The following is a 23,757-nucleotide window of genomic DNA, read 5'->3' as shown; positions in this document are numbered from 1 at the left end:
TGAGGGGCGATTGCTGGCAGGTTATCGGCCCCCGCGGCACCCTCCGCCGCAGGCTCGTGCCCAGCTCGGGGGAACGATCACCCCGGCGATCGTGGTAGTTTCGTTGAGCGGGAGTCACCGTTGTATGCTCTCCCGGTTGCCTGGAGCACCCCGGGCTAGTGACAAGTACCTGATTCTGAAGTCTTGGAGTGACTCCTGTGGCTGCCAACTGTGACGTCTGCGGCAAGGGCCCGGGCTTCGGCAACAGCATCTCCCACTCGCACCGCCGCACCCCCCGTCGTTGGAACCCCAACATCCAGACGGTGCGCGCTGTGATCGGGCGGACGCCGAAGCGGCTCAACGTCTGCACCTCGTGCATCAAGGCCGGTAAGGTCTCGCGCTGACGCGCAGACCGGGCCCACCGGTCACCTTTTTCCGAAAGCCGACCACACCCTCCGGGGACCGTGGTCGGCTTTCGGCTTTTCCCGCTCGGGGAGCCCCACCAGGGGCCCGGGGAACGGCGAGTCCGAGCTTGCTGCCGGTCGGAGCCCATCGGAGGTCCGTGCTGCTCCGGGCCGTGGTGGCAGAACCCGGAGCAGCCCCGGACCCCTGACGCGGCACTAGCTCCTGGCCCGCCAGAAGTGGTCCACCGGCCCGATGCCGGACCCGAGCGCGAAGCCGTGCGCGATCGCGCCGGTGACGTACGCCTTGGCGCGGGCGACGGCGAGCGGCACCGGGTCGCCGAGGGCGAGCTGCGCGGCGATCGCGCTGGCGAGGGTACAGCCGGTGCCGTGGGTGTGGCGGTTGTCGTGGCGGGGGGCGCGGTACCAGTGGGGTTCGCCGTCGGGGCCCAGCAGCAGGTCGGCGGCCTCGCCCTCCAGGTGGCCGCCCTTGATCAGGGCCCAGTCGGGCCCGAGCTCGCGCAGGGCCTTCGCCGCGTCGAGCATCCCGTCCTCGCCGGTGACGGTGATCCCGGTGAGCTGGGTCACCTCGTGCAGGTTGGGGGTGGCGAGGGTGGCGACCGGGAGGAGCCGCTCGCGCACCGTCGTGACGGCGTCCGCCGCGAGCAGGGCGTCGCCGTGCTTGGAGACGCCGACGGGGTCGACGACGACGGGGGCGGGGGCGTCGGCGAGCAGGTCGGCGACGGTCTCGACGAGTTCGACGGAGGCGAGCATGCCGGTCTTGACGGCCTGCACGCCGATGTCGTCGACGACGCTGCGGTACTGGGCGCGGACGGCTTCGGCGGGCAGCTCCCAGTAGCCCTGGACGCCGAGCGAGTTCTGCGCGGTGACGGCGGTGATGACGCTCATGCCGTGGACGCCGAGGGCGAGCATGGCCTTGAGGTCGGCCTGGATGCCCGCACCGCCGCCGCTGTCGGAGCCGGCGACGGTGAGGACTCGGGGCGGGGCGGCGGCGAAGGTGCTCATGCGCCCCAACCTACCGACCCCGCGCGGCGGGTCAGAGCACGGCCTCGGATTCCACCCAGCGGTCCTGCGGGACGGTCTTGAGCTGGACGACGGCGTCGGCGATCGGGGTGAGGTGGATCTCGGTGCCGCGCAGCGCGGTGAAGTGCCCGTAGGCGCCCTTGTGGACGGCCTCGACGGCGTGCCAGCCGAAGCGGGTGGCGAGGACCCGGTCGAGCGCGGTGGGGGTGCCGCCGCGCTGGGTGTGGCCGAGGATGACCGGCCGGGCCTCCTTGCCGAGCAGGTTCTCCAGTTCGATGGCGAGCCGGGTGCCGATGCCGCCGAAGGTCTGGTGGCCGAACTGGTCGACCTGGCCGTGCTCGAAGCGCAGCGTGCCGGGCAGCGGCTGGGCGCCCTCGGCGACGGCGATGATGGCGAACTTCTTGCCGCGCCGGAAGCGCTCCTCGATCATCCGGGCGACGGCCTCGATGTCGAAGGGCTTCTCGGGGATGAGGATGCCGTGGGCGCCGCCGGCCATGCCCGCGGTGAGGGTGATCCAGCCGGTGTGGCGGCCCATCAACTCGACGACCATCACCCGCTGGTGGGACTCGGCGGTGGTCTTGAGCCGGTCGATGGCCTCGGTGGCGACGTGCACGGCGGTGTCGAAGCCGAAGGTGACGTCGGTGGCGTCGATGTCGTTGTCGATGGTCTTGGGGACGGCCACGACGGGCAGTCCGGCGTCGCTGAACAGCTTGGCGGCGGTGAGGGTGCCCTCGCCGCCGATCGCGATCAGCGCGTCGATGCCGAGGTTCGCGGCGAGCTGCTTGGAGTTCTCGACGGCCCAGCGGATCTTCTCGCGCTGCACCCGGGCGGAGCCGAGGACGGTGCCGCCCAGGGTGAGCAGGCCGGTGACGTCCTCGTGCGAGATCGGCCGGGCGCGGCCCTCGATCAGGCCGAGGAAGCCGTCCTCGATGCCGAGGATCTCGTCGCCGTGCACGTCGGTGCCGCGGTGCACGACGGAGCGGATGACCGCGTTGAGGCCGGGGCAGTCGCCGCCGCTGGTGAGAACGCCGATTCGCATGGTGGCTGTGCTCCTGCTCCTGGGGGTGCGCCCCCGCGTACGTGGGTGGACCGGACCGTCGACGCTGTCGGTCCGCCCGACAGTGGCAACCCTACGCGCTCGGGGGCCGTACCAGCCGGTAGCCGTCCGGGCGGGTGGGGGCCGTTCCGGCGCGGGCTACTGCTCGGCGAAGTGGTCCCAGCCCGCGGTGCGGTCCCAGGGCGCGCCGTCGACGGTGACGGTGCCGCCGCGGCCGGGGCGGGCGGTCCGGACCACCTCGCCGATGACCCGCCAACGGGCGGGCAGCGCGGCGGACTTGGGGAAGGTCGCGACGATCGCGTGGTCCTCGCCGCCGGAGAGCACCCACACCAGCGGGTCGACGCCGACGGCCTGCCCGATGTCGGCCATCTGCGCGGGGACGTCGAAGTCGGCGGCGTGCAGGTCGATGTCCACGTCGCTGGCCCGGGCGACGTGGCCGAGGTCGGCGACCAGCCCGTCCGAGACGTCGACCATGGCGGTGGCGCCGAGCTCGCTGGCGGCGGGGCCCGCGTGGTACGGCGGTTCGGGGCGACGGTGGGCCTCGACGAAGGCGCGCGGGGAGCGGAAGCCGCGCTGCAGGACGGTCAGCCCGGCGGCGGACCAGCCGAGCCAGCCGGTCACCGCGACCACGTCCCCGACCTGCGCGCCGGAGCGCACCACCGGCCGCCGGCCCTGCAGGTCGCCGAGCGCGGTGATGGCCAGCGTGATGGTGTCGCCGCGCACCACGTCGCCGCCGACCACGGTCGCGCCGGCCACCTGGCACTCGTCGCGCAGGCCGTCCATCAGTTCGGTGGCCCAGGTGGTGGGCAGGTCGGCGGGGGTGACCAGGCCCAGCAGCAGGGCGGTCGGGACGGCGCCCATCGCGGCGATGTCGGCGAGGTTCTGCGCGGCGCACTTGCGGCCGACGTCGTACGCGGTGGACCAGTCGCGGCGGAAGTGCCGGCCCTCGATGAGCACGTCGGTGGTGGCGACCACCCGGCCGTCGGGCGCCTTCACCACGGCCGCGTCGTCGCCGGGCCCGAGCTCCACCGCCGGGGTCATCGGCAGCCGCGCGGTCAGCTCCCGGATGAGCCCGAACTCGCCGAGTTCACCCACGGTCCCCTGCATCAGCCCGTCCTCCGCGTTCCCGTTTCTCGTCCGATAGGTGTGCGCCCCCGTGTCGTGGGAGCCACCGCCCCCGCGCGCAGCGTACGCCTTCCGGGCCGTCCGGGGTCTCCCCCGTCCGCCCGGTCGCGCGGTAGCGTTGGTGATCAGACTGCCGGTCGCAACTCCCCCACCCAAGCCGCCTGGAGGTCCACCGTGGTGCAGGCGTACATCCTGATCCAGACCGAGGTGGGCAAGGCCACCGCGGTAGCCGAGTCCATCGCCAAGATCCCCGGGGTGGTCACCGCCGAGGACGTGACGGGGCCCTACGACGTGATCGTCCGGGCCGAGGCGGAGTCGATCGACGAGCTGGGCCGCCTGGTGGTGGCCAACGTGCAGCAGGTCGAGGGCATCACCCGCACCCTGACCTGTCCGGTGGTGCGCCTGTAGGACGGCTTACCATCGTGCGGTGCCCACCCGTGACCTGCTGAACCGCCTGCCCGCCCCGGTGCGCTGGCTGGCGCCGCCCGCCGTGCTGCTGGCCTGCACGGCGGGGCTGGTCGCGTCCTGGAGCGGCGACCCGGACGTCACCCCGCCGGTGCCGTCCGCGGACGCCGCCCGGTACTGCCGGGCGCTGGACGCGGCGCTGCCCGCCGAGGTGCTGGGGCACGCCCGCAAGGACCCGTCCCCGGCCTCCCCGTACACCGCCGCCTGGGCGTCCTCCCCGCGCACCGTGCTGACCTGCGGCGGGGAGCGGCCGGAGTTCCTGGACGACAGCACCCGCACCGGCCCGTGCGTCAACGAGGTCAGCTGGGGCATGGCCGAGGACGGCGACGGCGGCTACCGCTTCGCCACCGGGCTGCGCAAGGCGTACGTGGTGGTGGAGGTCCCGGCGGGCGCGTACGGCAACTACGCGGACCCGCTGGGCTCGCTGGCCGACGCCGTCCGGTCGACCGTCCCGACCTGGGACGGGAAGGCCGACTCGGGCTGCCTGGACGGGACCTCCTGAGCGGCCGAGCCCCTAGCGCAGGCCGGTGGAGCGGCGCAGCGCGGCGGTCAGCAGGCGGTCGATCAGCTCGGCGTAGGGCACGCCGGTGGCCTCCCACATCTTGGGGTAGGCCGAGATCGGGGTGAAGCCGGGCATGGTGTTGACCTCGTTGACCATCCAGCGGCCGTCGGCCAGCAGGAAGAAGTCGACCCGGGCCAGGCCCTCGCAGCCGAGGCCCTCGAACACCTCGACGGCCTGGCGGCGGATCTCGGCCTGCTCCCCGGGGGTGAGGTCGGCGGGGATCCGCACCTCGGAGGAGTCGATGTACTTGGCCTCGAAGTCGTAGAACTCGAAGTCGCCGTCGACCAGCACCTCGGCGGCCACCGAGGCGCGCGGGCCGTCCTCGAACTCCAGCACGCCGCACTCGATCTCGCGGCCCTCGACGCCCTTCTCCACGATCACCTTGGGGTCGTGGCGGCGGGCCTCCTCGACCGCGGCGTCCAGGTCGGCGAGGTCCTTGACCTTGGTGATGCCGATCGAGGAGCCGGCCCGGCAGGGCTTGACGAACAGCGGCAGGCCCAGCGCGGCGATCCGCCCGCGGGCGGCCTCGCGGCCCGCCTCGGACTCCCACTCGCGCGGCTTGACCACCGTGTACTCGCCCGCGTACAGGCCGAGCGACTCGATGATCCGCTTGGTGAACTCCTTGTCCATGCCGACCGCGGAGGCCAGCACGCCGGAGCCGACGTAGGGCACGCCGGAGAGCTCCAGCAGGCCCTGCAGGGTGCCGTCCTCGCCCCACGGGCCGTGCAGCAGCGGGAGCACCACGTCGACCTCGCCGAGGACCTTCGGCGCGGCGCCGGGCTCGCTCCACACCACCTCGCGGCTGCCGGGGGCCAGCGGCAGCGCGACCTGGCCCTCGGCGGACTCGGCGACCTGGTCGACGTCGGGCATCCGGCCGTCGGTGATGGCCATCCGGGACGGTTCGTCGCCGACCAGGGCCCAGCGGCCCTCGTGGGTGATGCCGATCGGCAGCACCTCGTACTTGCTGCGGTCGATCGAGCGCAGCACGCTGGCGGCGGTGACCACGGACACGCCGTGCTCGGAGCTGCGGCCGCCGAAGACGATCGCGACGCGCGGCTTGGCCGCCTGGTTCGGGGAGGACTGTTCGATGCTCATATCGGCGTTGAGACTACCGTCCGATTCCGGTCACCGGCGCTCAGGCTTGGCCGAACGGGCCATCAGTCCCTTCAGCACCTCCTGGGGCGGCCGTCCCCTGTGCACCACGTCCACCACGGCCTCGACGATCGGCATGTCCACCCCGTTGCGCCGGGCCAGGTCGAGCACCGACTCGCAGGACTTCACGCCCTCCGCGGTCTGGCTGGTGGCGGCGACGGTCTCGGCCAGCGTCATGCCGCGGCCCAGGTTGGTGCCGAAGGTGTTGTTCCGGGACAGCGGCGAGGAGCAGGTCGCCACCAGGTCGCCCATCCCGGCCAGGCCCGCGAAGGTGTGCGCGTCGGCGCCCAGCACCAGGCCCAACCGGGTGGTCTCGGCCAGCCCGCGGGTGATCAGCGTCGCCTTGGTGTTGTCGCCCAGCCCCATGCCGTTGGCCATGCCGACCGCCAGGCCGATCACGTTCTTCACCGCGCCGCCCAGCTCGCAGCCCACCACGTCGGTGTTGGTGTACGGACGGAAGTACGGGGTGTGGCAGGCCTTCTGGAAGCGCTTGGCGACCTCCTCGTCGGTGCACGCCACCACGGTCGCGGCGGGCTGCCGGTTGGCGATCTCCCCGGCCAGGTTCGGGCCCGACACCACCACGACCCGCTCCGGGCCGACCCCGGCGACCTCGGTGATCACCTCGCTCATCCGCTTCACGGTGCCCAGCTCGACGCCCTTCATCAGGCTCACCAGCGCCGTCTGCGGCTCGATCAGCGGCGCCCAGAGCGCGAGGTTGTCGCGCAGCGTCTGGGACGGCACCGAGAGCACCGCGAAGTCCGCCCCGGCCAGCGCCTCGGCGGCGTCGGTGGTGGCCCGGATGCCCGCGGGCAGGGTCAGCTCCGGCAGGTAGTCCCGGTTGACGTGCTCCCGGTTGATCGCCTCGACCAGCTCCGGGCGGCGGCCCCACAGGGTCACCTCGCAGCCCGCGTCGGCCAGGATCATCGCGAAGACGGTGCCCCAGGAGCCCGTCCCCATCACGGCGCAGCGGGTCACCGGCCGCCCTCCTCGACGGCGCGCCCGCCCTCGGCCCGGGCCGCGGCGGCCCGGGCCCTGGCGGCCCTGCGCATGTCGTAGCGCTCCTTCGGGGCCTGCTCGCCGCGGATGTCCTCCAGCACGGCGGTGATCGCGGCCATGATGTCGTCGGTGGCGTCCTTCAGCACCTGGGCGGTGATCTCCCGGCCCCGGTACCGGCTCAGGTCGACCGCGGGACCCGCCGCGACGACCACCTTGTGCCGCGGGAACAGCCGGTACTTGCCCTTGCCCTTCCCGTACGGCGGGATGATCTCGTGCGCGCCCCAGTGCGCGACCGGGATCACCGGCGCGCCCGTCATCAGCGCGACCCGGGCCGCGCCGCTCTTGCCGGTCATCGGCCAGAGGTCCGGGTCCCGGGTGAGGGTGCCCTCCGGGTAGAACTGCACGCACTGGCCGCCGTTGACCGCGTCGATCGCGGCCCGGAACGCCTCGGCGGCGTCGGTGGACTCCCGGAACACCGGGATCTGGCCGGTCTTGCGGAGCATGAAGCCGATGAACGGCACCGAGAACAGCGAGGACTTGGCGAGGATCCGGGGCGGGCGGCCCGAGTTGTACTGCCAGTGCGCGTAGAACACCGGGTCGATCACCGAGTTGTGGTTCACCGCGGCGATGAACCCCGACTTCTCGGGCAGGTGCTCCCAGCCGCGCCACTCCGCCTTTGCCAGGGCGTTGGTCACCGGCTTCACGAGCACCGCGGCGAAGCGGTACCAGATCCCGTAGTCGGCGTTTCCGAACCTGGCGTTAGAGCGGCGGGCCACCCCTGGCTCCTCTTCACTCGTGCGACGCCCCGTACTGCGCCGCGGACTCTCCTCGCCGGGACCGACCAGCGGCTCCGAGGCGCCGACCAGTCTCGCCCGGGAGCCGAGCCTGTGTCGAGCAGCCACCACCGCCACCGGTCGACCGGGCCCCGCCCGCCGCCCCGGGCGCCCGGGACACGCTGGCCAGGCCGCCCCGGCCGACGCCACAATGGCGCCGATGACAGAGGACACCGTACGCCCCGCCGCCGTCGGGCCGACCGCCCCGGTCCTGACCCGCCCCGCGGGGGCCGGGCCGCGGCTCGGCTGGTCGGTGGTGGTGCCGGTCAAGCCGCTCGCCGGGGCGAAGAGCCGGCTGTCCGCGCTGGGCCCGCTGCGCCCCCGGCTCGCCCTCGCGTTCGCGCTCGACACCGTCGCCGCCGCGCTGGCCTGCCCGCTGGTCGGCCGCGTCCTGGTGGTCACCCGGGACGCGCGCGCCGCCGCGGAGCTGCGCGCGCTGGGGGCCGACGTCCTGGACGACGAGCCGGGCGGCCTCAACCCCGCGCTCGCGCACGGCGCCGCGACCGCCCACCGGCGCCACCCCCGCTCCCCCGTCACCACCCTCTCCGCGGACCTGCCCGCGCTCCGGCCCGCCGAGCTCGCCCGGGTGCTGGCCGCGGTGCCCGCGCGGGGCCGGGCCTTCCTCGCCGACGCCCCCGGCACCGGCACCGTGCTGCTCGCCGGGGAGCCCGGCGAACCGCTGCGCCCCGCCTTCGGACCGGGCTCCCGGGACGCCCACCTGGCGGGCGGCGCCACCGAACTGCTGCTCCCCGACGCCCCCTCCGTCCGCCGCGACGTCGACACCCCCGCGGACCTGGCCGCCGCCCGCCTGCTCGGCCTCGGCCCGGCCACCGCGGCCCTGCTCCGAAGCCCTATGCTGGCTCCCATGCAGGCCACCGCGTTCACGTACGACCCGACGACCCGTTCCGGCTCGGTCCTGCTCGACGACGGCACGCCCGTCCCCTTCGACGCACCGGCCTTCGACGCCGGCGGCCTGCGGCTGCTCCGGGCCGGTCAGCGGGTGCGGATCCGCACCACCGGCGAGGGCGCCGACCGCCGGGTGGTCTTCCTCACCCTGCAGACCTTCCCGGACCCGGAAGCGGACTGACCTCCCCTCAGGCGCTCCACCGCCCCGGCTCCGGCCCGGACCGGTCGCGGCCGCCCAGCCCCCGCAGCCGCAGCAGGGTGACCTCCGGCGAGTCGACCAACACGAGCGGGGCGGCGACCAGTTGGGGCCGCCCGCCGCCACCGGGCAGCACCCGGATCAGCCGCGTCCGGCCGAGCAGCGCGAAGCCGAGCTGCAACCGGCCGTCCCGCGCCAGGAAGGCCTCGGTGCGCTCGACCGCGCCGGGGCCGAAGAAGTAGCGGTAGGCCTCGTACTGCGTCCAGCCCAGCGGCAGGGTGTTGAGCGTCTGCCAGAGCGAGGACAGCGCGGGGGCGAGGGCGGGGAAGGAGGTCGGTTCGGTGATCCCCTCGATGCCGACGGTGTAACCGGGCGGCGTGTTCTTCACGGTGGCTCCTGGGGTGGGTCGAATTCGGCCCAGACGGTGTGGGTGCGCGCGCGGTAGCGGTGTCCGTAGCGGTCGGCCTGGGCGAGGACCCGCAGGACCGTCATGTGGTCGTGGTCCTCCGGCTCCCCGGGGAGCTCGGCCTCCACCCGGTAACCGCCGCCGGGCAGCTGGATGATCCTGGCTTCGGCCCCCGTGGCCGCAGCGAGCCTGGACGCAAGGTCGAACACCCTCGTGCTTCGCACGCGACGCCGCTCCCCGAAGTTGGCCGGTCACTCATTGTGAATCTAAGCCATTAGATTCCACCTGATGCATTAGATTGTCAAGCTGATTCGCCCGCCCTGCCGTCCGTCGGCAGGTCTCGCCCTCGCCGGGAGGCGCCAGATGCCCTCACAGGACCCGCCGTACCTCCGCATCGCGGACCACCTGCGCCGCCGGGTGACGGCCGGGGAGTGGGCGGTCGGCGAGCGGCTGCCGTCCCGGGCGAAGCTGGCCGAGAGCTACGGCGTGGGGCCGAACGTGCTGCAGCGGGCGCAGGAGGCGCTCATCGCCGAGGGCCTGCTGGAGGGCCGGACGGGCTCGGGCACCTACGTCCGCGAGCCGGTGCCCCGGCTGCCGCTGGTGCGCACCCGGACGCCCGGCGAGTTCCCCGGCGAACCGGCGCCGGACGGCGAGTGGGAGTCCGAGACCTGGGCCCTCACCCCCGCCCCGGAGGCGGTGGCCCACCGCCTGCGGATCGAGCCCGGCGACCTGACGGCGCACACCCGGTACGAGTTCAAGCTGGACCACAAGGTCCTCCAACTCGCCGAGTCCTGGGAGCCGATGGCCGTCACCGCCGGCACCCCGGCGACCCTCCCCCGCTACGGCCCGTGGCACCGCCGGAGCGTGGTGGAGCGGATGGCCCGGATCGGGGTGCGGGTGGTGCGCGCGCTGGAGCGGCCGCGACCCGCCCGGGCGACGCCGGAGCAGGCCGCGCTGCTGGGGCTCTCCACCGGCGACGCGCTGACCGTGATCGAGCGGACCTACCTGGACGACTCCGGACGGCCGGTGGAGACCGCGGATCTGGTGATTCCGGATTCCCGTTGGGAGATCTGTTACGAGCTCCCGGTGGACGCCCCGGAGTAATTCCCGGCCGGTTCCGCGCTTTTCCGCGGCCTCGGCGGCGGAGTGACGGCACGTCGCCCCGATGCCCCGTCAACCCGGCGCGGCCCCACCCGTCCGCGCCCCGGAGCGGGCGAAATCCGCAGCGGCCCGTTCGGCCGAACGGGTGAGGGAGGCTCCGTCGGGACCGTCCGGACCCGTCCGGACCCGTCCAGGTCCGTCCGGGCCGGGAACGACGAAGGCCGCGCCGGTCCGCTCCGGGGAGGACCCGGGCGGACCGGCGCGGCCGGTGCCCCGGTGCCGGACGGGCCGGCGCCGGGTGGGGGCGACTACTTGGCGGTGGACTTGCGCGCGGTGGTCTTCCGCGTGGCGGTCTTCTTCGCCGGAGCGGTCTTCTTGGCGGTGGCGGTGGCCTTCTTGGCGGCGGCCGCGGTGGTGGTCTTCTTCGCCGCGGTGGTCGCCTTCTTGGTGGCGGCCGCGCTGGTCTTCTTGGCCACCGCGGTCTTGGCGGTGGTGGCCTTCTTGACCGCGGTCTTGGCCGGGGCCGCCTTCTTGGCCGCGGTGGTCGCGGTCTTCTTGGCGGCGGTCTTCTTGGTCGCGGTGCCGCCCGCGGCGGCGGCGCGCTTGGTCGCGGCGCGCTTGGCGGCCGGGGTGGCGGCCACGCCGGACTTGCCCGGGGTGAGCGAGCCCTTGGGCGCCTTCTTGACCGACGGGCCCTCCTTCGGCAGCTTCTTGCTGCCGGAGACGAGGTCCTTGAAGCCCTGGCCCGGGCGGAACCGCGGAACAGCGGTCTTCTTGACCTTGACCCGCTCGCCGGTCTGCGGGTTACGGGCGAAGCGCGCCGAGCGCTCCACCTTCTCGAAGGTGCCGAAACCGGTGACCGAAACGCGGTCACCCGCCACGACGGCACGCACCATGGTGTCGAGCACTGCGTCGACGGCCTCTGCGGCAGCCTTGCGACCGCCCAGCTGCTCGGCCACCGCTTCGACAAGCTGAGCCTTGTTCACGTCTTCCCCTTCGGAAACGGGCGCCGGATGATTCCATCCGTTCTTTTCGCACGTTAGGTATGTATCTGCGGACTTTCAATTACCAAACGCGTGAATCACCCTAGTGTCGCAATGGATTTGCGCATGGAGGTGCTCACCGGGGAGGCATCCGCCCCTCGTCGAGGTCCTGCACAAAGCGACTCAACCGCCGTGCCGCCTCCGGGAGATCGCGCTTCGCGGTCTCGGTGACGATCAGCAGTTGTCGGGTGAGAGCGGTCTTTGCGTCCGTCGACACGTTCAGCGCGTGAACGCGGGCGTGGGCTTGCTTCAACCGCTCGGCCACCAGTGCGTAGAGCAGGGTGACTTCCGAGTCGGCAGCACCGTCCTGACCGTCCCCGGACGCCGGTTGGCCGTCCTGGCACGGGGGTTCGGGACTGTGGTGCATGCAACGATTGTGCCATCTGTGCGGAGTTGCGCTACACCAGGGTCTATTCCCGGCTGACGAACTCCCCTGCGAACAACGAAGACCCGCCCCGGAGGGGGGCGGGTCTTCGTTGTCGGTCCGTCAGAAAGCGGTGCCTCAGGCGACCGGCTGGGTCCGCGGCTTGTAGGACGGCCGCTTCGCCTCGAACGCGGCGATGTCGCCCTCGTTCTGCAGGGTGATGCTGATGTCGTCCAGGCCGTTCAGCAGCCGCCAGCGCACGTTGTCGTCCAGCTCGAACGGGGCGGTGACGCCCTCGGCCCGGACCTCGCGGGCCTCCAGGTCGACGGTGATCTCGGCGGTCGGGTCGGCCTCGGTCAGCGCCCAGAGCCGCTCCACGGTCTCCTGCGGCAGGACCACCGTCAGCAGGCCGTTCTTCAGCGAGTTCCCGCGGAAGATGTCGGCGAACCGGGAGGAGATGACGGCCTGGAAGCCGTAGTTCTGCAGCGCCCAGACCGCGTGCTCGCGGGACGAGCCGGTGCCGAACTCGGGGCCGGCCACCAGGACGGTGGCGCCCTCGCGCTCGGGCTGGTTCAGGACGAAGGACTCGTCCTTGCGCCAGGCCTCGAACAGGCCGTCCTCGAAGCCGGTGCGGGTGACCTTCTTCAGCCAGTGCGCCGGGATGATCTGGTCGGTGTCCACGTTCGAACGGCGCAGCGGGACGGCGCGGCCGGTGTGGGTGGTGAACTTCTCCATGGCTCAGACCTCCACGGCCACGTTGTCGGTCAGGTCCGCGGGGGCGGCCAGACGGCCCACCAGCGCGGTGGCGGCGGCCACCTGGGGGGAGACCAGGTGGGTGCGGCCGCCCTTGCCCTGGCGGCCCTCGAAGTTGCGGTTCGAGGTGGAGGCGCAGCGCTCGCCCGGGGCCAGCTGGTCCGGGTTCATGCCCAGGCACATCGAGCAGCCCGCGTGCCGCCACTCGGCGCCCGCGGCGGTGAAGACCTTGTCCAGGCCCTCCTCCACGGCCTGCAGGGCGACCCGGACCGAGCCCGGGACGACCAGCATGCGCACGCCCTCGGCGATCCGGCGCCCGTCCAGGACGGCCGCGGCGGCCCGCAGGTCCTCGATCCGGCCGTTGGTGCAGGAGCCGACGAACACGGCGTCGACCTTGACCTCGCGCAGCGGGGTGCCCGCCTCCAGGCCCATGTACTTCAGGGCGTTCTCGGCGGCGATCCGCTCCTGCGGGTCCGCGAAGTCAGCCGGGTTCGGCACGCTCGCGCCCAGCGGCGCGCCCTGGCCCGGGTTGGTGCCCCAGGTGACGAACGGGGTCAGCTCGGTGGCGTCGATGAACACCTCGGCGTCGAAGACCGCGTCCTCGTCGGTGGCCAGGGTCTCCCAGTAGGCGACCGCGGCGTCCCAGTCCTCGCCCTGCGGGGCGTGCGGGCGGCCCTGCAGGTAGTCGAAGGTGGTGCGGTCCGGGGCGATCATGCCGGCCCGGGCGCCCGCCTCGATGGACATGTTGCAGATCGTCATCCGGGCCTCCATGGAGAGGCTGCGGATCGCCGAACCGCGGTACTCCAGGACGTAGCCCTGGCCGCCGCCGGTGCCGATCTTCGCGATCACGGCCAGGATCAGGTCCTTGGCGGTGACGCCCTCGGGCAGCTCGCCCTCGACGGTGATCGCCATGGTCTTGAACGGGGCCAGCGGCAGGGTCTGGGTGGCCAGCACGTGCTCGACCTGGCTGGTGCCGATGCCGAAGGCCAGCGCGCCGAAGGCGCCGTGGGTGGAGGTGTGCGAGTCGCCGCAGACCACGGTCATGCCCGGCTGGGTCAGGCCCAGCTGCGGGCCGACCACGTGGACCACGCCCTGCTCGACGTCGCCCAGCGAGTGGATGCGCACGCCGAACTCCTCGGCGTTCTTGCGCAGCGTCTCCAGCTGCACCCGGGAGACCGGGTCGGCGATCGGCTTGTCGATGTCCAGGGTCGGGGTGTTGTGGTCCTCGGTCGCGATCGTCAGATCGGTCCGGCGCACCGGGCGCCCCGCCAGCCGGAGGCCGTCGAACGCCTGCGGGCTGGTCACCTCGTGCAGCAGGTGCAGGTCGATGTAGAGCAGGTCGGGCTCGCCCTCGGCGCGCCGGACGACGTGGTCGTCCCAGACCTTCTCTGCGAGTGTCCGTCCCATCGGATTCCCTCCAGCCGGCCGCTCTGCCGGCCTTCTCGTGATCGTCGAGGTCTTGTCCCGTGCCGCCCTGTGAGGCTCGCTTGGAGTCGCGACCTGCACGCCGGACCGTCCAGGATCCGGACACCCTGGTGGAGTGCCGTCCTGGGTGTCTCCCGGGCTGCTGACTCCAAGAGTGGCGCTTTTCTCGGAAGATTGAACTTGCGTCTCGCTGATTGAGACTGCAGTATCGAGACATGGACAACACTAGCGGCGTCGGCGTTCTCGACAAGGCCGCTCTGGTGCTCAGCGCACTGGAGTCGGGCCCCGCCACGTTGGCGGGGCTGGTCGCCGCCACCGGTCTGGCACGGCCCACGGCCCACCGACTCGCCGTCGCACTCGAACACCACCGCCTCGTCACCCGCGACATGCAGGGCCGCTTCATCCTCGGCCCCCGCCTCGCCGAACTCTCCGCCGCCGCGGGCGAGGACCGCCTGCTGGCCGCCGCCGGCCCGGTCCTCACCCACCTGCGGGACGTGACGGGCGAGAGCGCCCAGCTCTACCGCCGCCAGGGCGAGATGCGGATCTGCGTGGCCGCCGCCGAGCGCCTCTCCGGCCTGCGCGACACCGTGCCGGTGGGCTCCACCCTCCCGATGAAGGCCGGCTCGGCCGCCCAGGTCCTGCTCGCCTGGGAGGAGCCCGAGCGCCTCCACCGCGGCCTCCAGGGCGCCCGCTTCACCGCCACCGCGCTGAGCGGCGTGCGCCGCCGCGGCTGGGCCCAGTCCATCGGCGAGCGCGAGCCCGGCGTGGCCTCGGTCTCCGCCCCCGTCCGCGGCCCCTCCAACCGCGTCGTCGCCGCCGTCTCCGTCTCCGGCCCCATCGAGCGCCTCACCCGCCACCCCGGCCGGATGCACGCCCAGGCCATCATCGAAGCCGCGAACCGCCTCACCGAGGCCCTCCGCCGCACCTGAACGACCCCGTGACACCACGATGCCCTCCCGGCCGCCGGCCGGGAGGGCATCGCCGCGCCGGGGCGAGGAGGACGCCGGGGCGAGGAGGACGAGGGAGAGGTGGGACCGCACGCCCGGGATGGACGGGGGCGGAAATGCAAAAAGCCCCGGTTTCCCGGAGCTTGTGCACTGAGTTTCTTGGCTGGGGTACCAGGACTCGAACCTAGACTAAATGAACCAGAATCACTCGTGCTGCCAATTACACCATACCCCAAAAGTACCCCCGACCGGATTCGAACCGGCGCTACCGCCTTGAGAGGGCGGCGTGCTAGGCCACTACACAACGGGGGCCCGAATGAGCGAGTACCCCCGACCGGATTCGAACCGGCGCTACCGCCTTGAGAGGGCGGCGTGCTAGGCCACTACACAACGGGGGCGGGACTCATTCGTTTTGCAATTGTCAAGAATTGCGTACCCCCGACCGGATTCGAACCGGCGCTACCGCCTTGAGAGGGCGGCGTGCTAGGCCACTACACAACGGGGGCTCACTGCAGATGTGCTGCGCTGGGGTACCAGGACTCGAACCTAGACTAACTGAACCAGAATCAGTCGTGCTGCCAATTACACCATACCCCACCAGAGTTCAACCCCTCCGTGGGGTCTTCCTCGGTGTCTTGCGCCTCCCTGCCCGGGCGGCGCAGGAAGAACATTACCCGACGCCCCGCCCCGCTCCAAAATCGATAACCGCAGGCAGTGCGCCGGACACCTGCGGGCCAGGTCAGTGACACGGCCCGCAGGCGCCCGGAAGGGGCCCGGGGAGGGCCCGGGAGGCGGCTCAGGAGGCCGGGAGGAGCTCCAGGGCGGCGCGCAGGCGGCGGAGCGTCTCCTCGCGGCCGAGCAGTTCCATGGACTCGAACAGCGGCGGGGAGACCCGGCGCCCGGTGACCGCGACCCGCAGCGGGGTGAAGGCGAACTTGGGCTTGATGCCCAGGCCGTCGACCAGGGCCTCGCGCAGGGCGGCCTGGATCGGGTCGGGGGTGAAGTCGGGCAGCGCGGTGAGCGCCTCGACGGAGGCCTCCAGGACCGGGCGGGCGTCCGCGGTGAGGACCTTGGCGGCGTCCTCGGGGTCGACGGCGAAGTCGGCCGGGTCGACGAACAGGAAGCCGGCCATGGTGACGATCTCGGAGAGGACGACCATCCGCTCCTGGGTGAGCGGCGCGACCTTGGCGAGCAGGTCGAGCTGCTCGGCGGTGGGCTCGGCCGGGAGCAGGCCGGGGGCCTGCAGGTAGGGCACCAGGCGCTTGACGAACTCCTCGGGGGCGAGGCGGCGGAGGTGCTCGGCGTTGATGTGCTCGGCCTTCTTGAGGTCGAAGCGGGCCGGGTTGCCGTTGACGTCGTCGATGTCGAAGGCGGCGACCATCTCGTCGACGTCGAAGATGTCGCGGTCCTCGGCGAGCGACCAGCCCAGCAGGGCCAGGTAGTTGAGCAGGCCCTCGGGGAGGAAGCCGCGCTCGCGGTAGAGGTTGAGCGAGGACTGCGGGTCGCGCTTGGAGAGCTTCTTGTTGCCCTCGCCCATCACGTACGGCAGGTGGCCGAACCGCGGGGTGGTGCCGTTGCCGACGCCGATCTCCGCCAGGGCCGCGTACAGGGCGATCTGACGGGGCGTCGAGGAGAGCAGGTCCTCGCCGCGCAGGACGTGGGTGATCTCCATCAGGGCGTCGTCGACCGGGTTGACCAGGGTGTACAGCGGGGCGCCGTTGGCCCGGACGATGCCGTAGTCGGGGACGTCCTTCGGGTCGAAGGAGATCGGGCCGCGCACCAGGTCGTCGAAGGCGAGGGTGGTGTCGGGCATCCGGAAGCGGAGGATCGACGGGCGGCCCTCGGCCTCGTAGGCGGCCCGCTGCCCGGCCGTCAGGTCGCGGCAGTGGCCGTCGTAGCCGGAGGGCCTGCCGGCCGCGCGGGCGGCCTCGCGGCGGGCGTCGAGCTCCTCGGTGGTGCAGTAGCAGGGGTAGGCGTGGCCGGCCTCGCGCAGGCGCTTCGCGACGTCCGCGTAGACGTCCATCCGCTGCGACTGGCGGTAGGGGGCGTGCGGGCCGCCGACCTCGGGGCCCTCGTTCCAGTCGAAGCCGAGCCAGCGCATGGCGTCGAGCAGCTGCCGGTACGACTCCTCGGAGTCGCGGGCCGCGTCGGTGTCCTCGATGCGGAAGACCAGGGTGCCGCCGTTGTGCCGGGCGTAGGCCCAGTTGAACAGGGCGGTGCGGACCAGGCCGACGTGCGGGTTGCCGGTCGGGGAGGGGCAGAAGCGGACCCGGACGGCGGGGTTCTTCCCCGTGGCGGAGTCACCGATAGCTGCAGTGGACACGCTTGCTGCTTCCTTCATCGCTTGACGACCTTGTTGGAGAGGGTGCCGATGCCTTCGACGGAGACGGCGACCTCGTCGCCGACGGTCAGGGGGCCGACGCCCGCGGGGGTGCCGGTGAGGATGACGTCGCCGGGGAGCAGCGTCATCGCCTCGGAGACGTGCACGATCAGCTCGGCGACCGAGCGGACCATCTGGGAGGTGCGACCGGCCTGGCGGAGCTCGCCGTTGACGGTGCAGGTGACGGCCAGGTCGGCGGGGTCGAGGTCGGTCTCGATCCAGGGGCCGAGCGGGCAGGAGGTGTCGAAGCCCTTCGCGCGGGCCCACTGGCCCTCGCGCTGCTGCACGTCGCGGGCGGTGACGTCGTTGGCGCAGGTGTAGCCGAAGACCACCTCGGGGACGCGCTCCAGCGGCACCTCGCGGCACATCCGGCCGATCACCACGGCGAGTTCGGCCTCGTACTGCACGTCCGAGGAGAACGGCGGGTAGGCGATCGACTCGGTGGGGCCGATGACGGCGGTGGAGGGCTTGAAGAACGTCAGCGGGACGGCGGGGACCTCGTTGCCCAGCTCGGCGGCGTGCGCGGCGTAGTTGCGGCCGACGGCGACGATCTTGCTGGGGAGCATCGGGGCCAGCAGCCGGACGTCCTGCAGGCGGTGGGTCTCACCGGTCGGCTGGGGGGTGCCGAAGGGGTGGCCGGCGAGGGTGTGGACCACCAGCGAGTCGGGTTGCGCGGCGTCCCCCTCGATGATTCCGAAGGAGACCGAGCCCGCCGCGGGGCTCCCTTCGCGGACGGAGAACCTGGCGATACGCACAGCCCTGCAACCTCTCGGTTCGTCGGCCGTCCGGACGCTCCCGGACGGCTGCCGAGCCCGCAGTACCGGGCCCGGCTGGTGCCACCAGGTTATCGAGGCGGAGGTCAGTCCCGCGGCAGGCGGGGGGCCGGGGCGGTCATCAGGACCGTGCGGCGCGGGTTGGCCGTGCTGGCGGGGAGCTCGGTGGCGTACGCCCGGGGGGTGCGGCCGGCGGCGAAACCCGGGAGCTGGGAGAAGTCCGCGACGGAGGCCAGGGTGGTGCGGCGCGGGTTGGCCGTGGAACGGGTGGCCTCGGTGGTCGTCTCGGACATTTGCGTCAGCACCCTTGTTTCGCTCGAACGGACTTTTGCACGGGCCCGCCGCTGGGCAGGCTCCGATCAACCCTGTCAGGTTAGGGAGCCCATTCCACAGCGGCCGTGACCAAAGCTACACATCGGGCTGTGATTTTGCTCACAATTACCGGAACAAAGGGCGCACAGGTGAAGATTCGGGACCAATGTCGAAATCCACCATTGCGGATATCCCGGACATTCCACGCACAAGCCGATCTTCTCCTTCGTTGACCGGTCCATGTCGAGTGTCCGAAAAGAACCGTATTCCGGGGTGGATGCGCCACGCAACGTGAGGCCCCGCGCGCGGAGGGTGGCCCAGGACACCGTGTCGTAACGGCCCTTGTTGGACTTCCCCCGCTGTGCTGGAATGCCACGGAAAAACTCGACACCGCCCTATCTCCGCCCGGCGGGGAAGGGCGCCCGGTCCAGAGGTTGCGACGCCAGTGCAGGGACGTTTCAAGAGGGGCAGCGGCGCCGCGGGTGACCCGGAGTCGCGCGAGCCCGTGGCCGGCCCCCACCAGGCGGCACCGGCGACGACGGGCCAAGGAGAGCGGCCGTACGGCGCTCCCGCCGAGCCCGCCGCCGAGAGCGGTGCGCAGAACGCGAACGGCGCGCCGCAGGAACGGGCCGACGACAGGTCGGCCGACAAGAACAGCAAGCGGGCCAGGCTCCGCGGCACGCTCACCCGCCGCCGCGCGACCGGCCTGAGCCGCTTCGCCATGCGCAACTGGCGGATCCGCACCCGCCTGATCGCCCTGCTCCTCCTCCCCGTGATCGTGGCGCTCGTCCTCGGCGGCCTGCGCGTGCAGAGCTCGATGGAGAACTCCCGCGAGCTGTCCCAGATGAGCGACCTGGCCGAGCTGGCCCGGAGCGCGACCGACCTGGCCCACGCCCTGCAGACCGAGCGCGACATCTCCGCCGGTCCGCTGGCGGCCGGCGGCACGGCGACCGCCGACAAGGAGATCACCAAGGCGCAGAGCGACACCAACGCGCTGTCCAAGAAGTTCACCGCCGCGGCCGACAAGTTCGACAACCTCGACCTGGCCGGTTCCAAGACCCTGCTGCTGCAGGTCCGCCGCGACCTCAACAGCCTCTCCGGCGCCCGCACCGGCGCGTTCCGGGACCCGAACAACATCCAGGCGACGATCACCAACTACGACGCGATCATCACCGACCTGCTCGGCGCCACCCAGGACATCGCGGTCACCTCGAACTCCTCCGAGCTGATCACGGCCACCCGCTCGCTCTACCAGTTCTCGCTGTCCAAGGAGTACACCTCCATGCAGCGCGCGCTGATCTCCGCGGCGCTGGCCAACCCGGCGGGCCCCAGCCTCTCCTCGTCCGACGAGACCTTCGGCATCCGCCTGATGAACTCCGAGGACAACGCCACCCAGAACTTCACCGCGATCTACGGCGAGGGCGCGGCCCGCTCGCTGCGCTCCGCGATGAGCTTCAACAAGGTGATCGCCGAGGCCGACCGGTTCTCCAAGGCCGTCCTCACCCCCAACGGCATCAAGCAGACCGACGACGTCAGCTACCAGCAGTGGTACGAGGAGGCGACGGCCAAGATCACCGCCCAGCGGGCGATCGAGACCACCCTGCTGGCGAACCTGAACGGCAAGGCCCAGAAGCTCCAGTCCGACGCCGACACCGAGTCGGTGATCAACGCCTCGCTGGTCGCCCTGGTGCTCGTCGTCGCCATCGCCGGCGCCGCCCTGGTGGCCCGCTCGATGGTGCGCTCGCTGACCCGCCTGCAGACCTCCGCCGAGGACGTCGCCGAGCGCCGCCTGCCGGAGCTGGTCAAGACCCTCTCCGAGAGCGACCCACAGGACGTCGACGTCACCGTCGAGCCGGTCGGCGTCGACTCCGCCGACGAGATCGGCCACGTGGCGCACGCCTTCGACATGGTGCACCGCGAGGCGGTCCGACTGGCCGCCGAGCAGGCGCTGCTGCGCGGCAACATCAACGCGATGTTCACCAACCTCTCGCGCCGCAGCCAGGGCCTGATCCAGCGCCAGCTGTCGCTGATCTCCGAACTGGAGAGCCGCGAGGCGGACCCGGACCAGCTGGCCTCGCTGTTCAAGCTCGACCACCTCGCGACCCGCATGCGCCGCAACGGCGAGAACCTCCTCGTCCTCGCGGGCGAGGACCCGGGCCGCCGCTGGACCCGCCCCGTCCCGCTGGTCGACGTGCTGCGCGCCGCCGCCTCCGAGGTGGAGCAGTACGAGCGCGTCGAGCTCGCCTCGGTGCCCACCGCCGAGGTGGCCGGCCGCGTCGTCAACGACCTCGTCCACCTGCTCGCCGAGCTGCTGGAGAACGCCACCTCCTTCTCCTCCCCGCAGACCCGGGTCCGGGTCACCGGCCACGCCCTGCCGGACGGCCGGGTGCTGATCGAGATCCACGACACCGGCATCGGCCTCTCCCCCGACGACCTCGCCGACATCAACGAGCGCCTCGCCAACCCGCCGGTCGTGGACGTCTCCGTCTCCCGCCGGATGGGCCTGTTCGTGGTCGGCCGGCTGTCCCTGCGGCACGGCATCCGGATCCAGCTCCGCCCGTCCGACTCCGGCGGCACCACCGCGCTGGTCATGCTGCCGGTCGACGTCACCAACTCCGCCGAACGGCGCGGCAACCGGCCCGGTGCGGGCGCCGGTGCCGGCGCCGGTGCGGGCCAGGCCGGCGGCAAGCAGCAGCGCGGCCTGGCGCCGACGCCGCGCCAGCAGGGCCGTCCCGGGGGCGACCTGCCCGGCGGCGGGCGCACCGCGCTCGGCCAGCCGGGCCCGAACGACGCCGCCGGCCGTCCGCAGCTGGGCCAGGGCCCGGGCGGCGGCAGCCCCGACCTGTTCTCCCCCGCCGGGTCCTCCGGCCCGTCCGCGCCGCGGCGCGTGCCGGGCGGTCCCGGTGGCCAGGGCGCGCCCGGCGGCCAGCCGGGCGACGGCGGGTTCGGCCCGGGCGGCGCGTTCGGCACCGGCCCGGCCCAGGGCGGCCGTTCCGGTGGGCTGCCGACCCGTTCGGTGGGCCAGTCGCTGCGCGAGAACTCGGCTCCGGGCGGATCGGGGCCGTCGGCCCCGGCCGGTCCGGGCGCGGGTGCGCCGGGCGCGGGCGGTCCGGGCGCGGGCGGTCTGCCGCCGCGCCGGGTGCCGGGCGCCTCGGGTGCGCCGGGCCTGCAGGGCGGTCCGGGCGGCGGGCTGCCGCCGCGGCGTCCGCAGCAGCAGGGCCAGCCCGGCGGCCAGCCGGGCCAGCCGCCGCAGGGCGGTCCGCAGGGGCCGCGCCGTCCGCAGGGCCCGCAGGGTCCGCAGGGCGGTCCGCAGCAGGGCCAGCAGCAGCGTCCGTTCGGCGAGCCGACCCAGCACGGGCGGGCCGAGCAGCCGCAGCGGCGTCCGCTGCCGCAGCAGCCGGCCGCGCCGATCGAGGCGGCGCCGGGCGACCAGTCCGGCCTGTTCGGGCGGCCGCGGTTCGAGGCGTCCGACATCGACCCGCGCGACCCGCTGGGCCTCGGCCTGGTGGAGCCGGTGCTGCCGGACCCGGTCGGCCACGGCGTCCCGCCGCTGCCGCCGCAGGCCCAGCAGCAGCAGCCGCAGCAGCAGTTCGCGGAGCGTCCGCAGCCGATGGCGCTGCCGACGGCCGGTGAGCAGCCGTCCGCCCCGGCCGGTCCGGCGCAGGGCCACGAGCAGTTCCGGCCGCGCACGTACCAGCCGCAGCGTCCCGGCACCTCGGCGCCGGGCTTCGGCCAGCAGGGCCAGCAGCAGGCGCCGCAGGCCCAGCAGCAGCGTCCGCAGGGCCAGCCCGGTCAGCCGGGCCAGGGCCTGCCGCCGCGTCCGACCGGTCCGCAGGGCGGTGTGCCGCAGGGCGCCCCGCAGCAGCGTCCGGCCGCGCCGCAGGGCCCGGCCGGTCCGCAGCGCCCGACCGGTCCGCAGGGCCAGCCGGGCCAGCCCGGTCAGGGCCGTCCGTTCCCCGGCCAGGGGCAGGGCCCGGGCCAGGGGCAGCGTCCGGCGGCGCCGTTCGGCGGTGCTCCGGCGGGCGGCGCGGTGGACCCGCAGGGCGACCCGGACGCGCCGTGGCGCCCGTCGGCGAACGACGAGCGCTGGCGGCGGGCCGAGCAGATGCGCGAGCCGCAGACCAGCGGCCTGACCACCTCGGGGCTGCCTCGCCGCACCCCGCAGGCCAACCTGGTCTCCGGCAGCGCCGAGGCCAGCCCGCTGACCGGTCCCCAGGTCTCGCGCAGCCCGGAGGAGGTGCGCGGCCGACTGACCAACCTGCGCCGCGGCATCCAGCAGGGCCGCCAGGCGGGCACCCAGCAGTCGGGCTTCGGCGGTCCCGGGTCGCAGCAGCGGCCTGGCTTCGACTTCGGCGGGACGTCCGAGGGCTACCGGGGAGCCCGGGGCGGACGGTCCGACGTCGATGGCAACAACGGCTTCGGCCCCGAGCACCAGGAGCGTTGAGTTGATCCAGATGAGCCAGGCCGCACAGAACCTGAACTGGCTGATCACCAATTTCGTGGACAACACCCCTGGGGTGTCCCACACCGTGGTGGTCTCCGCCGACGGTCTGCTGCTGTGCATGTCCGAGGGCTTCCCCCGGGACCGCGCCGACCAGCTGGCCGCCGTGGCCTCCGGACTGACCTCGTTGACCTCGGGTGCGAGCCGGATCTTCGAGGGCGGTGAGGTCAACCAGACCGTCGTGGAGATGGAGCGCGGCTTCCTGTTCCTGATGGCGATCAGCGACGGTTCCGCGCTCGCGGTCCTCGCCTCGCCGGACTCCGACATCGGCCTGATCGGTTACGAGATGGCCCTGTTGGTCGACCGGGCCGGCGCGGTGCTCACGCCGGCCCTGCGGGCCGAGCTCCAGGGCAGTCTCCTGCACTGACGGTCGGGTCCGCCCCACCCCCCGACTCCTTCGCACCACCCTCACCGTGCCGGGCCCCAACCCGACCCCGGGCCCGGCACTTCACCCCAGGTCTTCGCCGTACGGTGGCTGACAGCCCGTCAGCCAGCGGCCCAGCGGGCTCCGGCCGCGAACGACTGCAGCACAAGGAGGACGCATGACCCCGCCCCCGACACCCGCCGGCGCCTACGGCAACGGGTACGGAAACGGCTACGGCGGCCAGCAGGCCGGCGGGTACGGCGGCCAGCAGTCGGACGGCTACGAGCAGCAGCCGCTGGTCCGCCCGTACGCGATGACCGGTGGACGCACCCGCCCCCGCTACCAGTTGGCCATCGAGGCGCTGATCTCGACCACCGGCACCACCGCTCCGGGCGGGCTGCTCCCCGAGCACGCCCGCATCGTGTCGCTGTGCCGCGAGGTCAAGTCGGTCGCCGAGATCTCCGCGCTGGCAGGTGTCCCGCTCGGGGTCGCCCGCATCCTCGTCGCAGACCTGGCGGAAGCCGGTCTGGTCGCCATCCACCAGCCCGCCGCCGCGGGCGAGTCGGGCGGTACGCCTGACGTCACGCTGCTCGAAAGGGTCCTCAGTGGACTTCGCAAGCTCTAACGCGGCCGCCGCCCCCAGCCGCGCCACCACCTCCGCCAAGATCGTCG

Annotated in this window: 23 protein-coding genes, 5 tRNA genes and 1 pseudogene; 9 read left to right on the top strand and 20 right to left on the bottom strand. The window is 73.0% G+C overall.

The features are described 5' to 3' along the window. Positions 1–197 precede the first annotated feature (197 nt). The gene (rpmB, locus tag ACFY00_RS28875) at positions 198–383 is read left to right on the top strand and encodes a 50S ribosomal protein L28 (RefSeq protein WP_014138233.1); all 186 of its coding nucleotides are present in this window, start codon (positions 198–200) and stop codon (positions 381–383) included. Between the two features lie 216 nt (positions 384–599). Here the strand turns inward: rpmB and thiD are convergent, their stop codons facing one another. From thiD to ACFY00_RS28860, 3 genes are all read right to left on the bottom strand, one after another. Beyond that, positions 600–1,406, bottom strand: a complete 807-nt coding sequence (gene thiD / locus ACFY00_RS28870) for a bifunctional hydroxymethylpyrimidine kinase/phosphomethylpyrimidine kinase (protein ID WP_388034591.1) — start codon at positions 1,404–1,406, stop codon at positions 600–602. A 31-nt stretch (positions 1,407–1,437) separates the two neighbouring features. After that, on the bottom strand, positions 1,438–2,463 hold the full coding sequence (locus tag ACFY00_RS28865) for a 6-phosphofructokinase (protein WP_388034590.1): 1,026 nt from the start codon (positions 2,461–2,463) through the stop codon (positions 1,438–1,440). 156 nt (positions 2,464–2,619) lie between these two features. Continuing rightward, positions 2,620–3,588, bottom strand: coding sequence for a thiamine-phosphate kinase (locus ACFY00_RS28860; protein ID WP_285739815.1), 969 nt, complete (start codon positions 3,586–3,588; stop codon positions 2,620–2,622). A gap of 192 nt (positions 3,589–3,780) precedes the next feature. Between ACFY00_RS28860 and ACFY00_RS28855 the strand changes: the two genes are divergently transcribed. Both ACFY00_RS28855 and ACFY00_RS28850 read left to right on the top strand, forming a co-directional pair. Beyond that, positions 3,781–4,014 (top strand): Lrp/AsnC family transcriptional regulator, encoded by a 234-nt coding sequence (locus tag ACFY00_RS28855; protein WP_380462661.1) that lies wholly within the window; start codon positions 3,781–3,783, stop codon positions 4,012–4,014. A 19-nt stretch (positions 4,015–4,033) separates the two neighbouring features. Beyond that, complete coding sequence (locus tag ACFY00_RS28850; protein WP_388034589.1) at positions 4,034–4,573, top strand: DUF3515 domain-containing protein; 540 nt, start codon at positions 4,034–4,036, stop codon at positions 4,571–4,573. Positions 4,574–4,585: 12 nt separating this feature from the next. Here ACFY00_RS28850 and ACFY00_RS28845 read toward each other — a convergent pair whose 3' ends face one another. The 3 genes from ACFY00_RS28845 to ACFY00_RS28835 are packed head-to-tail and all read right to left on the bottom strand — an operon-like array spanning position 4,586 to position 7,557. After that, the gene (locus ACFY00_RS28845) at positions 4,586–5,728 is read right to left on the bottom strand and encodes a D-alanine--D-alanine ligase family protein (protein WP_388034588.1); all 1,143 of its coding nucleotides are present in this window, start codon (positions 5,726–5,728) and stop codon (positions 4,586–4,588) included. 30 nt (positions 5,729–5,758) lie between these two features. Then, a complete protein-coding gene (locus ACFY00_RS28840) occupies positions 5,759–6,742 on the bottom strand; it encodes an NAD(P)H-dependent glycerol-3-phosphate dehydrogenase (protein WP_388034703.1) in 984 nt (327 codons plus the stop codon). Between the two features lie 14 nt (positions 6,743–6,756). Continuing rightward, positions 6,757–7,557, bottom strand: coding sequence for a lysophospholipid acyltransferase family protein (locus ACFY00_RS28835; RefSeq protein ID WP_388034587.1), 801 nt, complete (start codon positions 7,555–7,557; stop codon positions 6,757–6,759). A gap of 217 nt (positions 7,558–7,774) precedes the next feature. Between ACFY00_RS28835 and cofC the strand changes: the two are divergent. Further along, positions 7,775–8,482: pseudogene (cofC, locus tag ACFY00_RS28830) on the top strand (2-phospho-L-lactate guanylyltransferase); the annotation flags it as partial. 226 nt (positions 8,483–8,708) lie between these two features. Here the strand turns inward: cofC and ACFY00_RS28825 are convergent. Both ACFY00_RS28825 and ACFY00_RS28820 read right to left on the bottom strand, forming a co-directional pair. After that, positions 8,709–9,104 carry a hypothetical protein gene (locus ACFY00_RS28825; RefSeq protein WP_388034586.1) on the bottom strand — a complete coding sequence of 132 codons (396 nt, stop codon included), beginning with the start codon at positions 9,102–9,104 and terminating at the stop codon, positions 8,709–8,711. Further along, positions 9,101–9,346, bottom strand: coding sequence for a hypothetical protein (locus ACFY00_RS28820; protein WP_388034585.1), 246 nt, complete (start codon positions 9,344–9,346; stop codon positions 9,101–9,103). The genes ACFY00_RS28825 and ACFY00_RS28820 overlap by 4 nt, the downstream gene beginning before the upstream one ends. Positions 9,347–9,485: 139 nt before the next feature. Between ACFY00_RS28820 and ACFY00_RS28815 the strand changes: the two genes are divergently transcribed. Then, on the top strand, positions 9,486–10,226 hold the full coding sequence (locus ACFY00_RS28815; RefSeq protein WP_388034583.1) for a GntR family transcriptional regulator: 741 nt from the start codon (positions 9,486–9,488) through the stop codon (positions 10,224–10,226). A gap of 305 nt (positions 10,227–10,531) precedes the next feature. Here the strand turns inward: ACFY00_RS28815 and ACFY00_RS28810 are convergent, their stop codons facing one another. The 4 genes from ACFY00_RS28810 to leuC all read right to left on the bottom strand — a co-directional run bounded on the left by ACFY00_RS28810 (position 10,532) and on the right by leuC (position 13,790). Beyond that, positions 10,532–11,209: an HU family DNA-binding protein gene (locus ACFY00_RS28810; RefSeq protein WP_388034582.1), complete on the bottom strand. Its 678-nt coding sequence runs from the start codon at positions 11,207–11,209 to the stop codon at positions 10,532–10,534. A gap of 133 nt (positions 11,210–11,342) precedes the next feature. Continuing rightward, positions 11,343–11,633: a hypothetical protein gene (locus ACFY00_RS28805; RefSeq protein WP_388034580.1), complete on the bottom strand. Its 291-nt coding sequence runs from the start codon at positions 11,631–11,633 to the stop codon at positions 11,343–11,345. A 135-nt stretch (positions 11,634–11,768) separates the two neighbouring features. After that, entirely contained in the window at positions 11,769–12,365 is a 597-nt protein-coding gene (leuD, locus tag ACFY00_RS28800) for a 3-isopropylmalate dehydratase small subunit (RefSeq protein WP_388034579.1), read from the bottom strand. A gap of 3 nt (positions 12,366–12,368) precedes the next feature. Beyond that, positions 12,369–13,790: a 3-isopropylmalate dehydratase large subunit gene (gene leuC, locus ACFY00_RS28795; protein WP_388034577.1), complete on the bottom strand. Its 1,422-nt coding sequence runs from the start codon at positions 13,788–13,790 to the stop codon at positions 12,369–12,371. A 233-nt stretch (positions 13,791–14,023) separates the two neighbouring features. Here leuC and ndgR point away from each other — a divergent pair, with 233 nt between their 5' ends. Continuing rightward, entirely contained in the window at positions 14,024–14,737 is a 714-nt protein-coding gene (ndgR, locus tag ACFY00_RS28790) for an IclR family transcriptional regulator NdgR (protein WP_285739826.1), read from the top strand. A gap of 178 nt (positions 14,738–14,915) precedes the next feature. Here ndgR and ACFY00_RS28785 read toward each other — a convergent pair. From ACFY00_RS28785 to ACFY00_RS28750, 8 genes are all read right to left on the bottom strand, one after another. Next, positions 14,916–14,990: transfer RNA gene (locus ACFY00_RS28785), tRNA-Gln, on the bottom strand. Between the two features lie 4 nt (positions 14,991–14,994). After that, positions 14,995–15,067, bottom strand: a tRNA-Glu gene (locus tag ACFY00_RS28780). A 13-nt stretch (positions 15,068–15,080) separates the two neighbouring features. Next, positions 15,081–15,153 (bottom strand) — tRNA-Glu (locus ACFY00_RS28775). Positions 15,154–15,188: 35 nt separating this feature from the next. Further along, a tRNA-Glu gene (locus ACFY00_RS28770) sits at positions 15,189–15,261 on the bottom strand. Between the two features lie 19 nt (positions 15,262–15,280). Then, positions 15,281–15,352: transfer RNA gene (locus ACFY00_RS28765), tRNA-Gln, on the bottom strand. Between the two features lie 199 nt (positions 15,353–15,551). Beyond that, positions 15,552–17,096: a glutamate--tRNA ligase gene (gltX, locus tag ACFY00_RS28760; RefSeq protein WP_388034575.1), complete on the bottom strand. Its 1,545-nt coding sequence runs from the start codon at positions 17,094–17,096 to the stop codon at positions 15,552–15,554. Continuing rightward, positions 17,093–17,890 (bottom strand): fumarylacetoacetate hydrolase family protein, encoded by a 798-nt coding sequence (locus ACFY00_RS28755; protein ID WP_388034573.1) that lies wholly within the window; start codon positions 17,888–17,890, stop codon positions 17,093–17,095. The genes gltX and ACFY00_RS28755 overlap by 4 nt, the downstream gene beginning before the upstream one ends. 104 nt (positions 17,891–17,994) lie before the next feature. Then, on the bottom strand, positions 17,995–18,201 hold the full coding sequence (locus tag ACFY00_RS28750) for a hypothetical protein (protein ID WP_388034571.1): 207 nt from the start codon (positions 18,199–18,201) through the stop codon (positions 17,995–17,997). Positions 18,202–18,725: 524 nt separating this feature from the next. On the opposite strand from ACFY00_RS28750, the gene ACFY00_RS28745 reads away from it, so the two are divergent. The 3 genes from ACFY00_RS28745 (at position 18,726) to ACFY00_RS28735 (ending at position 23,710) form a co-directional block, all read left to right on the top strand. Continuing rightward, on the top strand, positions 18,726–22,664 hold the full coding sequence (locus tag ACFY00_RS28745) for a nitrate- and nitrite sensing domain-containing protein (protein WP_388034569.1): 3,939 nt from the start codon (positions 18,726–18,728) through the stop codon (positions 22,662–22,664). Between the two features lie 10 nt (positions 22,665–22,674). After that, a complete protein-coding gene (locus ACFY00_RS28740; protein ID WP_285679288.1) occupies positions 22,675–23,088 on the top strand; it encodes a roadblock/LC7 domain-containing protein in 414 nt (137 codons plus the stop codon). A gap of 175 nt (positions 23,089–23,263) precedes the next feature. Then, positions 23,264–23,710, top strand: a complete 447-nt coding sequence (locus ACFY00_RS28735) for a DUF742 domain-containing protein (RefSeq protein WP_033215061.1) — start codon at positions 23,264–23,266, stop codon at positions 23,708–23,710. The last annotated feature ends 47 nt before the right edge of the window (positions 23,711–23,757 follow it).

The organism is Kitasatospora sp. NPDC001540 (assembly GCF_042894345.1).
GTDB classification, from domain to species: Bacteria; Actinomycetota; Actinomycetes; order Streptomycetales; family Streptomycetaceae; genus Kitasatospora; species Kitasatospora phosalacinea_C.
This window is presented reverse-complemented; position numbering and strand designations above follow the sequence as displayed.

What these genes read in the sequence shown, in the direction of transcription:
- ACFY00_RS28805 (WP_388034580.1), bottom strand. Translation starts at nt 11,633, where the DNA reads ATGCACCACAGTCCCGAACCCCCGTGCCAGGACGGCCAACCGGCGTCC.
- gltX (WP_388034575.1), bottom strand. Translation starts at nt 17,096, where the DNA reads ATGAAGGAAGCAGCAAGCGTGTCCACTGCAGCTATCGGTGACTCCGCC.
- leuD (WP_388034579.1), bottom strand. Translation starts at nt 12,365, where the DNA reads ATGGAGAAGTTCACCACCCACACCGGCCGCGCCGTCCCGCTGCGCCGT.
- thiD (WP_388034591.1), bottom strand. Translation starts at nt 1,406, where the DNA reads ATGAGCACCTTCGCCGCCGCCCCGCCCCGAGTCCTCACCGTCGCCGGC.
- ndgR (WP_285739826.1), top strand. Translation starts at nt 14,024, where the DNA reads ATGGACAACACTAGCGGCGTCGGCGTTCTCGACAAGGCCGCTCTGGTG.
- ACFY00_RS28740 (WP_285679288.1), top strand. Translation starts at nt 22,675, where the DNA reads ATGAGCCAGGCCGCACAGAACCTGAACTGGCTGATCACCAATTTCGTG.
- leuC (WP_388034577.1), bottom strand. Translation starts at nt 13,790, where the DNA reads ATGGGACGGACACTCGCAGAGAAGGTCTGGGACGACCACGTCGTCCGG.
- ACFY00_RS28735 (WP_033215061.1), top strand. Translation starts at nt 23,264, where the DNA reads ATGACCCCGCCCCCGACACCCGCCGGCGCCTACGGCAACGGGTACGGA.
- ACFY00_RS28845 (WP_388034588.1), bottom strand. Translation starts at nt 5,728, where the DNA reads ATGAGCATCGAACAGTCCTCCCCGAACCAGGCGGCCAAGCCGCGCGTC.
- ACFY00_RS28750 (WP_388034571.1), bottom strand. Translation starts at nt 18,201, where the DNA reads ATGTCCGAGACGACCACCGAGGCCACCCGTTCCACGGCCAACCCGCGC.
- ACFY00_RS28865 (WP_388034590.1), bottom strand. Translation starts at nt 2,463, where the DNA reads ATGCGAATCGGCGTTCTCACCAGCGGCGGCGACTGCCCCGGCCTCAAC.
- ACFY00_RS28840 (WP_388034703.1), bottom strand. Translation starts at nt 6,742, where the DNA reads ATGGGGACGGGCTCCTGGGGCACCGTCTTCGCGATGATCCTGGCCGAC.
- ACFY00_RS28815 (WP_388034583.1), top strand. Translation starts at nt 9,486, where the DNA reads ATGCCCTCACAGGACCCGCCGTACCTCCGCATCGCGGACCACCTGCGC.
- ACFY00_RS28860 (WP_285739815.1), bottom strand. Translation starts at nt 3,588, where the DNA reads ATGCAGGGGACCGTGGGTGAACTCGGCGAGTTCGGGCTCATCCGGGAG.